This is a genomic window from Rugosimonospora africana (genome assembly GCF_016862975.1).
Lineage (GTDB): Bacteria > Actinomycetota > Actinomycetes > Mycobacteriales > Micromonosporaceae > Rugosimonospora > Rugosimonospora africana.
In genome coordinates, this window is sequence record NZ_BONZ01000120.1 from 18,914 (window position 1) to 30,654 (window position 11,741).

10 protein-coding genes are annotated in these 11,741 nt (G+C 69.5%); all 10 read left to right on the forward strand.

All coding sequences use genetic code 11. The features are described from left to right. The first annotated feature begins 2 nt into the window (after positions 1-2). Positions 3-1,271: an MCE family protein gene (locus tag Raf01_RS46680; RefSeq protein ID WP_203924625.1), complete on the forward strand. Its 1,269-nt coding sequence runs from the start codon at positions 3-5 to the stop codon at positions 1,269-1,271. Then, a complete protein-coding gene (locus tag Raf01_RS46685; protein ID WP_203924626.1) occupies positions 1,268-2,317 on the forward strand; it encodes an MCE family protein in 1,050 nt (349 codons plus the stop codon). The genes Raf01_RS46680 and Raf01_RS46685 overlap by 4 nt, the downstream gene beginning before the upstream one ends. After that, a complete protein-coding gene (locus Raf01_RS46690; RefSeq protein WP_239134533.1) occupies positions 2,314-3,303 on the forward strand; it encodes an MCE family protein in 990 nt (329 codons plus the stop codon). Before Raf01_RS46685 ends, Raf01_RS46690 begins: the two co-directional genes overlap by 4 nt. Then, positions 3,303-4,538, forward strand: coding sequence for an MCE family protein (locus Raf01_RS46695; RefSeq protein WP_203924627.1), 1,236 nt, complete (start codon positions 3,303-3,305; stop codon positions 4,536-4,538). The genes Raf01_RS46690 and Raf01_RS46695 overlap by 1 nt, the downstream gene beginning before the upstream one ends. Continuing rightward, on the forward strand, positions 4,535-5,752 hold the full coding sequence (locus Raf01_RS46700) for an MCE family protein (protein ID WP_203924628.1): 1,218 nt from the start codon (positions 4,535-4,537) through the stop codon (positions 5,750-5,752). The genes Raf01_RS46695 and Raf01_RS46700 overlap by 4 nt, the downstream gene beginning before the upstream one ends. Next, on the forward strand, positions 5,740-7,074 hold the full coding sequence (locus Raf01_RS46705) for an MCE family protein (protein ID WP_203924629.1): 1,335 nt from the start codon (positions 5,740-5,742) through the stop codon (positions 7,072-7,074). The genes Raf01_RS46700 and Raf01_RS46705 overlap by 13 nt, the downstream gene beginning before the upstream one ends. A gap of 48 nt (positions 7,075-7,122) precedes the next feature. Then, complete coding sequence (locus Raf01_RS46710) at positions 7,123-8,274, forward strand: Rv1363c family protein (protein ID WP_203924630.1); 1,152 nt, start codon at positions 7,123-7,125, stop codon at positions 8,272-8,274. Positions 8,275-8,285: 11 nt separating this feature from the next. Further along, positions 8,286-8,771, forward strand: coding sequence for a hypothetical protein (locus Raf01_RS46715; RefSeq protein WP_203924631.1), 486 nt, complete (start codon positions 8,286-8,288; stop codon positions 8,769-8,771). Between the two features lie 191 nt (positions 8,772-8,962). Further along, positions 8,963-9,988, forward strand: coding sequence for a glycosyltransferase family 2 protein (locus Raf01_RS46720; protein ID WP_203924632.1), 1,026 nt, complete (start codon positions 8,963-8,965; stop codon positions 9,986-9,988). Positions 9,989-10,153: 165 nt separating this feature from the next. Continuing rightward, the gene (tyrS, locus tag Raf01_RS46725) at positions 10,154-11,437 is read left to right on the forward strand and encodes a tyrosine--tRNA ligase (protein WP_203924633.1); all 1,284 of its coding nucleotides are present in this window, start codon (positions 10,154-10,156) and stop codon (positions 11,435-11,437) included. Positions 11,438-11,741: the final 304 nt, after the last annotated feature.

Sequence of the window (11,741 nt, forward strand, 5' to 3'; positions counted from 1 at the left end):
GGATGCTTCACCGTCACCGCGTCCTGGGACTGGCCTTCGTCCTGTTGCTCGTCGGAGCGCTCACGCTGTCGGTACTGGTGTACCGCAAGGCGTTCACCCCGGTCGCCTGGGTGACCGTGCACACCGACCACACCGGTCTGCAGCTGTCGCAGGGCGCGGACGTGAAGATGCGCGGAGTACGGATCGGTGAGGTGCGCAGCATCACCGCCAACGGCACCGCGGCGACCCTGCGCCTGGCGCTGGACCCCTCGACCCTGCACCAGATTCCGGGCAACGTCAGCGTGGAACTGCTGCCCGCCACGCTGTTCGGCGAGCGCTACGTGTCGCTGGCCGAGCCGTCGAAGCCCTCGACGCGTTCGCTGCGCGCCGGCGCGGTCATCGGGCAGGACCGGTCCAGCTCGGCGATCGAGCTGGAGAAGGTGCTCGACGACACGCTGCCGCTGCTGCAGGCGATCCAGCCCGACAAGCTGGCCGCCACCCTCGGCGCCATCGCGACCGCGTTGCAGGGCAAGGGCGACGAGATCGGCCAGGATCTGACCGATCTGGACCGGTACCTGACCGCGATCAACGGGCAGTTGCCCACCCTGCAGACCGACATCAAACGGCTGAGCACCGTGTTGTCCACGTACAACGGCTCCCTGCCCGACCTGATGAGCATCCTGAAGAACGTGACGGTCACCGCGAACACGATCAGCCAGCAGCGCGAGCAGGTGGCCGCGTTCCTCGACGACGCCACCGACCTGGCCACCACGTCACAGTCGTTCCTGGACAGCTATGGCGACCGGATCATCCAGATCGGTCAGGTCAGCGCGCCGCTGCTGGAGTTGCTGGCCACCTACTCGCCGGAGTACCCGTGCCTGCTGCAGGGCGCGGTGAAGCTGCAACCGGACGTCGAGAAGGTGTTCACCGGCGGCCAGATGCACATCACGCTGGAAGTCACCCGGAACAACGGGAAGTACCTGTCGGGCAAGGACGCCCCGGTCTACGGCGCGGACGACGGGCCGGACTGTCGCGGCCTGCCGGACCCGCCGGTGCCCGCACCCCAGGTACGGATCGACAACGGGTACGACTACGGCACCTCGCGGGCGGCGGCGAAGCTGCCGGTGAGCCTCAACCTGGCCCCGATGGGCTACGCCGGGACGCCGGAGGAGCAGTCACTGATCAAGCCGCTGGTGGCGGCGACGACCGGTACCTCGCCGGACCGGGTGCCGCCGGTCGCCGATCTGCTGTGGGGTCCGCTGCTGCGCGGATCGGTGGTGAACGCCGGATGAGCGCCATTCAGAGTCGGAAAGTCGCCGCGCCGCTGGTCAAGCTGATCATCTTCGCGGCCGTCACGCTGGCGGTGACCGGAGTGCTCGCGAGCACCCTGGGGTCGCTCGCGCTCGGCGGCGGAACCACCTACCGGGCCCGGTTCACCGACGTCACCGGCGTGCTGCCGGGCGACGACATCCGCATCGCCGGGGTCAAGGTCGGCCAGGTCACCAAGGTGGGCCTGGTGAACAACTCGGTGGCGCAGCTGACGTTCAAGATGCAGCAGCCGGTACCGCTGCCCACGACCGTGCACGCCACCGTCCGGTACCGCAACCTGATCGGCCAGCGGTACGTCGAGCTCACCGAAGGGCCGGGCAACGGCGCACGGCTGCGGGAAAACGGTCTGATCCCGCTGTCCCAGACCACTCCGGCGCTCAACCTCACCGTGCTGTTCAACGGTTTCCAGCCGCTGTTCACCGCGCTGAACCCGAAGGACGTCAACTCCCTGGCGTACGAGATCATCCAGGTACTGCAGGGGGAGAGCGGCACGGTCTCCGGCCTGGTGCAGCACAGCGCCTCGCTGATCAGCACCCTCGCCGACCAGGACACCGTCATCAACAAGGTGATCAGCAACCTCAATACCGTGCTGTCCACACTGGACAGTCGACAGGACGAGCTGTCCGACACCATCTCGCAGTTGCAGCAGTTCGTCTCCGGGCTGGCCGCCGACCGCACCGCGATCGGTCAGGCGATCACCAACATCGACGGGTTGACCAGCGCCACCGGATCGTTGCTCAAGGACGCCCGGCCGAGCCTGTCCGCCGACGTGTCCGGCCTCGGCTCGCTGGCCACCATCCTCAACGACAACACCGACGTCATCAACAGCACGCTGACCAACCTGCCCGGCGAGTACCAGGCGTTGACCCGTACCGCCTCCTACGGATCCTGGTTCAACTTCTACATGTGTGACTTCGACGGCCGGGTCGCGCTTCCCGGCCTCCGCGCGGTGAATCCCGTGACGTTCAACTCCACGGCGGCTTCCTGCAAGAGTGGAGGGTCGAAGTGAAGCCCTTCCGCGAACGCAATCCGATCGTCATCGGCGCGATCGGGCTGGTTGTGCTGGCCGGTCTGGTGTTCGCCGCGTTCCACGCCGAGGACCTGCCGGTGATCGGCGGCGGCACCACGTACCGGGCCGCGTTCCGCGACGCCAGCGGACTGGCGCCGGGCAACGAGGTGCGGGTCGCCGGGGTGAAGGTCGGCAAGGTGTCATCGATCGGCCTGGCGCAGGGCCCGGGCGGGGCCTATGTCCGGGTGCAGTTCCGGGTCGACGAGGACGACCTGCACCTCGGTACCGACACCGAGGCCACCATCCAGATCAAGACGGTACTGGGCCAGAAGTTCCTCGCCCTGGCGCCGGCGGGCACCAAGCGGCTGAAGGCCGGTGCGCAGATTCCGTTGAACCACACCGCCTCGCCGTTCGATGTCGTCCAGGCGGTCAACGGGTTGGCCGGCACCCTGCAGCAGATCGACACCGACCAGCTGGCCCAGGCGTTCACCGCGCTGTCGCAGACCTTCGCCGACACCCCGGCCGACGTGCAGACCTCGCTGTCCGGGCTGTCCCGGCTCACCCAGTCCATCTCCTCGCGCGACGACCAGCTGCGTACCCTGCTCGGCCACGCCAACGGGGTGACCAGCGTGCTGGCGCAGCGCGACGACCAGCTGCGCGCCCTGGTACGCGACGGCAACCTCCTGCTGCAGGAGGTGAGCCAGCGCCGGGACGCGATCCACGACCTGCTGGTGACCACGAACGAGCTGGCCACCCAGATTTCCGGGCTGGTGGCCGACAATCGCACCAAACTGGCGCCCGCGCTGAGCCAACTGCGCCAGGTACTGGCGACCCTGCAGGCCGACAGCGGCAAGCTGTCAGACACGTTGAAGAACATGGCACCGTTCATCGACGCGTTCACCAACGTCCTGGGCAACGGGCGCTGGTTCGATTCCTGGCTCAACGGCCTGTTGCAGCCGTACACGCCGTCGCTGGGAGGCAAGTGATGCGCCCGAGCCGGATTCTCGTCGCCGCCGGCCTGACCGTGGTCATGGCGGTCGGCGTCGGTCTGATCATCCTCGGCACCCGCACCCCGACCCGGACGCTGGTCGCGCACTTCTCCAGCGCGGTCGGGATCAATTCCGGCTCGGACGTGCGGATCCTCGGCGTGAAGGTGGGCGAGGTCGTCTCGGCGCACCCGGAGGGGACCACGGTACGGGTCACCATGCGCTACGACGCGCGGTATAAGGTGCCGTCGAACGCCGACGCCGTGATCGTGCCGCCCAGCGTGGTCAGCGACCGGTACGTCCAACTGACTCCGGCCTACAACGGCGGCGCCCTGCTGGCCGACCGCGCGGACCTGCCGCAGTCGAGGACGTCGGTGCCGCTGGAACTCGACGACGTGTACCAGTCCCTCAACCAGTTCAACGAGGCGCTCGGGCCCAACGGCGCCAACGCCAACGGGGCCCTCAGTAACCTGATCGACACAGGTGCGGCGAACCTGGACGGCAACGGAGCCAACCTCGGCAGCTCGCTGGACGGCCTGTCCAAGGTCTTGTCCACATTGGACAACAGCAAGGGCGACCTGTTCGGTACCGTCACCAACCTCCAGAAGTTCGTCACCACGCTGGCCCAGAGTGACCAGCAGGTACAGCTGTTCAACTCCCGGCTCGCCTCGGTCGGGCAGCAACTGGCCGGCGAGCGCGACGACCTGGCCACCCTGCTGCGCAACCTGTCCACGGCGCTCGCCGACATCACCACGTTCATCCAGGACAACCGCTCGCAGCTGGTGTCCAACGTGGACGCGCTGAGCGACATCTCCGGGATCCTGGTGCGCCAGCAGCAGGCCATCATCAGCGTGCTCAACGTGGCACCGACCGCGCTGTCCAACCTCAACCTGGCCTACAACAGCACTTCCGGCACGCTGGACACCCGCGACGACGCGCTGGGCCCCTACGACCCGGCGAGCTACGTGTGCTCGCTGGTCGTCGGGTTGGTCACCCAGCAGAAGGTTCCGCAGGAGTGCGTGGCTTTGGCCCAGACCCTGAAGGCGGCGCACCTGCCGCTGACGGATCAGCTGCGCAAACTCCTCGGATTGCCGCCCGCTTCTACCTCCTCGTCGGGCGGCGCGCCCGGCACACCCGGCTCCGGATCCACCGGAAGTCCGGGTGTGCCGGGTCAGCCAGAAGACGTCACGCCGCCGGACCTCTCGCTCGGCGGAATCCTGAAGGTGCTCGGATGACCGCCCCCACCGCCACCGCCGCCCGGACCGGGCCCGCGAGGCGCCGGCTGGCCGGCGCGCTGATCGCGGTGTGCGCGCTCACCGCCGCGGCCGGCTGCACCGCCCTGCCCGGCGGTGCGCCCTCCGGCCCCAGCTACCAGGTCAGTGCCGACTTCACCGAGGTACTGGACCTGGTGCCGCAGGCCGCGGTCAAGGTGAACGACGTCACCGTCGGCAGCGTCGTGAAGATCAGCCTGTCCGGCTGGGACGCGCGGGTACGGATGAGAATCGACCGCGACGTCCAACTGCCCGCCAACGCCACCGCGATGATCCGGCAGAGCAGCCTGCTCGGCGAGAAGTTCGTCGAGCTGGCCGCGCCGACCGGCGAGCAACCCACCGGCCGGCTCGCTGGCGGTGCGCTGATTCCGGTCTCCCGGACCAGCCGCACCGCGGAGGTGGAGGAGGTCCTCGGCGCGCTCGGCCTGCTGCTCAACGGCGGCGGGCTGGCCCAGGTCAAGACGATCAACGAGGAGCTGACCAACGCGCTGTCCGGCCGCGAGGCGACGGTCAAGGACCTGCTCAACCAGCTGGACACGTTCCTGGCCGGGCTGGACGCCCAGCGCACCAACATCACCAAGGCCATCACCGCGCTGGACAGCTTCTCCGACCAGTTGGCCAAGCAGAAGCAGACCATCGGTGCCGCCGTCGACGCGCTGGATCCCGGGCTGACCGTACTGGCGCAGCAACGCCAGCAGCTGACCACCGCGCTGACCTCGCTGGGCAAGCTGTCCGACGTGGGCACCCGGGTGGTCAACGAGAGCCGGGACGACACGCTGGCCAGTCTCAAGGCGCTGCAGCCGATCCTGACCCAGCTGGTACGCGCCGGAGACGACCTGCCCAAGGCACTGAACTTCCTGCTCACCTACCCGTTCCCGCCGAACGTCACCGGAGCCATCTCGGGCGACTTCGTCAACCTGCACGCCACCGTCGACCTCGACGGTGCGTCGATCCTGTCCAACCTGTTGACCGTCGGGCCTTCGGACACCGGCACCTCCGGCACGCCCACGGGCTCGGGAGCGACCAGCCAGCACGGCAACTCGCTGCTCCCGAACCTGCCCGGGCTCACCGGTCCGTCCGGGTCGCCGACCCCCACGCCGTCGCCGAGCACGCCCGGCGCCCCGACCGGGGGCGGCAAGTGCGGCCTGCTCGGCATCCTCCTCGGATGTGGCTCATGATTACCCGTACCGTGAAGTTCCAGGTGTTCGTGTTCCTCGTGGTGAGCCTGCTCGGGGTGTCCTACGTGGGGCTGCGCTACGTGGGTTTGGGCGACCGGCTGTTCGGTGACCAGTACCTGGTGCACGCGGACTTCGCCCAGGCGGGAGGCATCTTCACCAACGCCGCGGTCACCTACCGGGGCGTCCCGGTCGGGCGGGTCGGCGCGGTGCGGCTGCACGGCGACGGCGTCCGGGTCGACCTGAAACTCCAGGGCGGCGTACGCATCCCCAGCGACCTGCACGCGATAACCACCGAGCGCTCCGCCGTCGGCGAGCAGTACATCGACCTGCGCCCGGACGCCGACACCGGCCCGTACCTGAGCGGTGGCGACACGATTCCGGTCAGCCGCACCAGCACCCCGTTGCCGGTCGAGACCCTGCTGACCAACCTGGACGGGCTGGTGAGGTCCGTCAACGGCGACGACCTCACCACGCTCATCGACGAACTGGGCACCGCGTTCGAGGGCAACGAAAACGCGCTGCGCCAGATCGTCGACGCGACCAGTTCACTGCTGGCCACCGCGAACCAGGACCTGCCGCAGACGCTCACCCTGATCCAGGACGGCAAGACCGTCCTGGACACGCAGGCGGCCTCGGCCGACGCGATCCACCAGTGGGCGAAGTCGCTGTCAGAGCTGACCGGCACGGTGAAGAACTCCGACAAGGACCTGCGCCGGCTGCTGTCCTCCGAACCGCCCGCGGCGATCCAGTTGGTCGGGCTGCTGCGCGACCTGGACCCGACGATCGGCACGCTGCTGGGCAACCTGATCACCGTCAACGGGATCGCCGCCCGCCGGCTGCCGGGCATCGAGCAGATCCTGGTCGAGTACCCGGCCGCGGTGGCCGGCGGGTTCACCGTCGCGCCGGGCGACGGTACCGCGCACTTCGGCCTGGTGGTCAACCTGAACAACCCGCCGGCCTGCCAGTACACGAAGACCGGCAAGAGCAACTGCACCGCCTCCGAGCGCGCGGACGGCTCCGGAGTGCGCGGCGCCACGTCGGCGCCCGGACCGACCGGTCCGAATCCGTCGCCCGCGCCGGTCGGTGACGGGGTGCGGGGAGGCATCCCGTCGCAAGCGCGCGGCTCGGGGGCGGCGGCGCCCCCGACGGTACCGAGCACGGCGGCCGGGCAGGCGACGTCGGTCAACGGGTACGACCCGGCGACCGGCCTGGTCACCGGGCCGGACGGGCTGCCGCTGCAACTGGGCGGGACCGGCGGCCAGTACCAGCTGGCGGGCAACCAGTCATGGAAGCAACTGCTGCTGGCCGGGCTGGCCGGTTAGGCAAGGCCGATCGTGGGCCGATCGGTGCACTGGGAAAGAGGAGACGCGATGATCGATCGCGAGGAACGCCGGAGCGAGGCGGTGCCCCGGGTGGTACGGCGCCGCGTGATACGAAGAGGTCCAGCGGGGGGCCGGCCGGCTCCGGGTCGGGGACGGCCGACACCCGCCTCGGGTGCGGACGCCGCCCTTGCCGGTGAGGAGTTCGGCTCGGCGATGTGGGGCGACGTCGCCCCGTCCGGCGACGCGGTCCGGTCGACCGACGTGTCCAGCGACGCGGTCCCGCCGCGCGACGGGGACTCGTCAGACGGCTCGGGCTCGCGGGTGGGCGGGGACGACACCGGCGGCCTCAAGGCGCCGTGGGGGCAATCCGGCAGTGTCGGCGCCGACGCGTACGTGGGCGACGAAGACAATCTCGGTGCCGACGCGTACCTCGACGACGACACGCACGACGACCTCGCCCGGGACGACGACGCCGACCCGGATGAACCCGCCCGTACCGCCTCCGGCCGGGCCACCGTGACCATTCCCCGCCAGCGACCGAGGCCGCACCGCCGGGTACGGCCGGTTCCGGGCGGTGCGCCCGGGTCGGCGACCGGCAGCCGTCCCGCCGTCGCGGGGACCAGCCGGGCGAAGGCCGTCGCGGCCAAGGCGGCGAGCGGTGCCGGCGGCGACGAGGACGCCGGACCACGCCGGGTCAGCGCGGCCGAGCCACCGGGGCCGCGCTGGCGGCTGCTGGCCGGGGGACTGGTCGTGCTCCTGGTCGCCGCCCTGGTCGCCACCGGCCTGCTGGCCCGCAGCTGGTACGACCAGCGGCAGCTCGAGGACGCCCGGGACGGCGCCCTGGCCGCGGCCCGGCAGACCACCGTGAACTTCGTGTCGATCAGCGCCGCGACCGTGGACCGTGACCTCAAGCGGATCTCCGACGACGCCACCGGCCAGTTCAAGGACCAGTTCACCCAGGACATCCCGCAGGTACGCGCCACCGTGGTCGCGAACAAGGTGGACTCGCACGGCGAGATCCTGCGCGCCGCCGTGGTGTCGGCCAACCTGCACTCCGCGGTCGTCCTCGTCGCTATCGACGAGACGGTGAAGAACAGCGGCGCGCCCAACGGCCGGCTGTCGCACTACCGGATCCAGGTCAACCTCAGCCGCAGCGCGTCCGGGCGCTGGCTGGTCTCACAACTCCAGTTCGTCGGCTGATGGGAGCGGTCATGCCAACATTTCCCCTGCGGCGCACCATCCTGGCCCTCGCCGTCGCGGTCGTGCTGGTCGGCGCCGCGGCCGGGTTCGCCTGGTACCGGGCCGACCAGGCCAGCGGGCAGGCGGAGGCCCGGCGCGCCGCGCAGCTCGCCGCCACGCCGGCCGCGCAGGCCATCTTCTCCTACGACTACCGCACCTTCGACCAGGGCGTGACCAAGGCGAAGGCGTTCGTGACGGGTTCCTTCGCCAAGGAGTACGCGCAGACCACCGCCAGCCTGAAGTCGACCGCGACCAAGGAACAGGCGGTGGTGCAGGCCAAGGTCTCCTCGACCGGTGTGATCGACGCCAGCGGCGACAAGGTGGAGCTGCTGGTCTACCTCGACCAGTACCGGACCAACACGAACGTGAGCGGGGAGAAGGTCGACCAGAACCGGGTCGTGCTGACCATGGCGCGGGTCGGCGGCACCTGGAAGGTGTCCGGCGCGTCGGCGATCTGACCAGACCAGTCGGGCGACCAGTCTGGCTCGGCGCGTCTGGCGCCGCGCGGCGACCCAGACCAGTCGGGCTGCCGGCGGTACCGGACATCCACCGGGTTTCGGCGCAGGCGGGACGTCTGGGCATGTCGGATTTTGGGCCGGCCCGGATGCCGTAAGGTAACCGAGTCCGACACCGAATCGCAGGAGACCCGATGGTCGAGCCCAGCGTCAGTGCCGTGGTCCTGGCTTGGAAAGAAGAGCCGTGGCTGACCCGGTGTATCGAGGCGTTGCTGGCCTCCACCGGGGTGGCGATCGAGGTGGTGATCGTCGACAACGGCGCCGAGGGCAGTTCGGTACAGACGCTGGAGAAGTTCGCCGACCACCCGTCGGTGAAGCTGGTGCGCCCCGGACGAAACCTCGGCTTCGCGGGCGGCAGCAACCTCGGCGCCAGGTCCGCCACCGGTGACTACATCGCCCTGGTCAACGGCGACCTGCTCGTCGAGCCGACCACGCTGCACCGGCTCGTCGACGTGGTCGACGGCCCGGGGGTCGGGCTGGCCGTGGCGAGTGTCCGGATGGCCGACAATGTCGAGATCATCAACGCCGGCGCCAATCCGGTGCACATGCTGGGTTTGTCCTGGGCCGGCGGGCTGGGCAAGCCGGAGACGCACGCGGCGCCGGTCGACACCGCCGCCGCGTCCGGCGCCTGCCAGCTGACCACGCGGGCGCACTGGCAACGGCTGGACGGCTTCGACGAGGAGTACTTCGCCTACTGCGAGGACACCGAGCTGTCGCTGCGCACCTGGCGGCTCGGCCTGCGCTGCGTGTACGTGCCGGACGCGATCGCCACGCACCGCTACGAGTTCAGCCGCAACCCGTTCAAGCAGTACCTGATCGAGCGCAACCGCCTGATGCTGGTACTGACGCTGTGGGGTCCCCGTGCGCTGGCGGTACTGGCTCCACCCCTGCTCGCCTTCGAGGCGGTGATGCTCGCCCTGGCGACGGCGCAGGGCTGGGGTGGGGCGAAGGTACGCGGCTGGACGTGGCTGTGGCGCAACCGCGACCACGTCCGGGCACGCCGCCGGCAGCTGCGGGGCGAGGGTCAGGTGCCGGACCGCGAGTGGATGAAGCTGCTGCGGGCCGATGTGGACAAGGTGTTCTTCCCACTGCCGGTCGGGCTGGGTGCCGTCAACGCGGTCATGCGCGGCTACTGGGCCGTCGCACGCCGGCTGGTGTAACCCGCCGGCCGTCCGCCCACCCTCGGGCCCGCCCGCCGGGATTTCGTCCCCGCAGCCGCCGGCTGAGCGGGATTCGTCGCGCAGCCGCCGGCTCGGCGGGCTTTCGCCGCCGGCCACCCGTCCGGTCGGGCCCGGAGGTCGTCTGGTCGGAAAAGCGCTGGGCCGATGGGGAACAATGATGGCGTGACGCACGTAATCGACGATCTGCAGTGGCGCGACCTGATCGCGCTGTCCACCGACATCGAGGCGCTCACCGCGGAGCTGGCCCGCGGGCCGATGACCTTGTATTGCGGCTTCGACCCCACAGCGCCCAGCCTGCATTTCGGACATCTGACGCAGATCCTCACGGTGCGTCGCCTGCAGCTCGCGGGTCACCGGCCGCTGGCCCTGGTCGGTGGAGCCACCGGACTGATCGGCGACCCGCGCGAGACGGCCGAGCGGACCCTCCAGCCGCGCGAGCTGGTGGAGAGCTGGGTGGAACGGATCCGGCTCCAGATCGAACCGCTGCTGGACTTCACCGGCGAGTACGCCGCCCGCATGGTCAACAACCTGGACTGGACCGACGGGTTGTCCGCGCTGTCCTTCCTGCGGGACATCGGCAAGCACTTCCGGGTCAACAAGATGCTCGCCAAGGACGCGGTCAGCGCCCGGCTCAACTCCGACGCCGGGATCAGCTACACCGAGTTCAGTTACCAGATCCTGCAGGGCATGGACTACCTGGAGCTGTTCCGGCGGTACGGCTGCCGGCTGCAGACCGGCGGCAGCGACCAGTGGGGGAACCTCACCGCGGGCACCGACCTGATCCACCGGATCGAGGGCGCTTCGGTGCACCTGCTGGCCACGCCGCTGGTGGTCGACTCCAACGGGCAGAAGATCGGCAAGTCCACCGGGGGTGGCAACGTCTGGCTGGACCCGGAGATGACCAGCCCGTACGCGTTCTACCAGTTCCTGTTCAACATCGAGGACGCGCTGGTACCGACGTTCCTGCGGCGGTTCACCTTCCTGGACCGGGAAGAGATCACCGCATTGGAGAAGGAGACGGTGGAGCGGCCGTCCGCGCGTGCCGGACAGCGCAGGTTGGCCGAGGAGGTCACCACGCTGGTCCACGGTGAGCAGGAGACCCGCCAGGCGATCGGGGCGTCCCAGGCGCTGTTCGGGCGCGGAGACCTGTCGTCACTGACCCCGGCGACCCTGCGCGCGGCCCTGTCCGAGGCGGGTCTGGCTCAGGTGCCGGGGTTGGGCACGGTCGCGGAACTGTTCCGCACCGCCGGTTTGGCATCCAGTCTGGGTGACGCGCGTCGCACAGTCGGTGAGGGCGGCGCGTATCTCAACAATCAGCGGGTGTCCGACGCCGACGCGGTGGTGGACGCAAGCGAGCTGTTGCACGGCCGCTGGCTGGTCCTCCGCCGGGGCAAGCGCACCGTGGCGGGCTTGGAAGTAGGCCCCTGACCAGCGGAAACGCCTCGATTTGGCGCTCGCCGGGGAAGCATGTAAAGTTCTTCCCCGGCGCAGGGAAACGGACGCGAAACGGACGCGAAAGCGGACGGTCGGCCGGCCTGCAACTCCCGATGAAATACCGGTTCCGACCGGGACGTTGTCGTGAGGACCGAATGAAGGACCTGAAAGATCCGAGGAAATGGATTTGACGGTACGAAGTCCGGTCGGATAAGCTAAACGAGTAAGGCAAACGGAAACACAAAAGAACACGAAAAAGAATCACCCCAGATTCTTTCCCCTTGCGGGGTTCGCATTT

Bases quoted from the DNA above. Each gene is read 5' to 3' on its own strand.
- Raf01_RS46710 (WP_203924630.1), top strand. From the start codon at position 7,123: ATGATCGATCGCGAGGAACGCCGGAGCGAGGCGGTGCCCCGGGTGGTA.
- tyrS (WP_203924633.1), top strand. From the start codon at position 10,154: ATGGGGAACAATGATGGCGTGACGCACGTAATCGACGATCTGCAGTGG.
- Raf01_RS46705 (WP_203924629.1), top strand. From the start codon at position 5,740: ATGTGGCTCATGATTACCCGTACCGTGAAGTTCCAGGTGTTCGTGTTC.
- Raf01_RS46720 (WP_203924632.1), top strand. From the start codon at position 8,963: ATGGTCGAGCCCAGCGTCAGTGCCGTGGTCCTGGCTTGGAAAGAAGAG.
- Raf01_RS46695 (WP_203924627.1), top strand. From the start codon at position 3,303: ATGCGCCCGAGCCGGATTCTCGTCGCCGCCGGCCTGACCGTGGTCATG.
- Raf01_RS46700 (WP_203924628.1), top strand. From the start codon at position 4,535: ATGACCGCCCCCACCGCCACCGCCGCCCGGACCGGGCCCGCGAGGCGC.
- Raf01_RS46715 (WP_203924631.1), top strand. From the start codon at position 8,286: ATGCCAACATTTCCCCTGCGGCGCACCATCCTGGCCCTCGCCGTCGCG.
- Raf01_RS46680 (WP_203924625.1), top strand. From the start codon at position 3: ATGCTTCACCGTCACCGCGTCCTGGGACTGGCCTTCGTCCTGTTGCTC.
- Raf01_RS46685 (WP_203924626.1), top strand. From the start codon at position 1,268: ATGAGCGCCATTCAGAGTCGGAAAGTCGCCGCGCCGCTGGTCAAGCTG.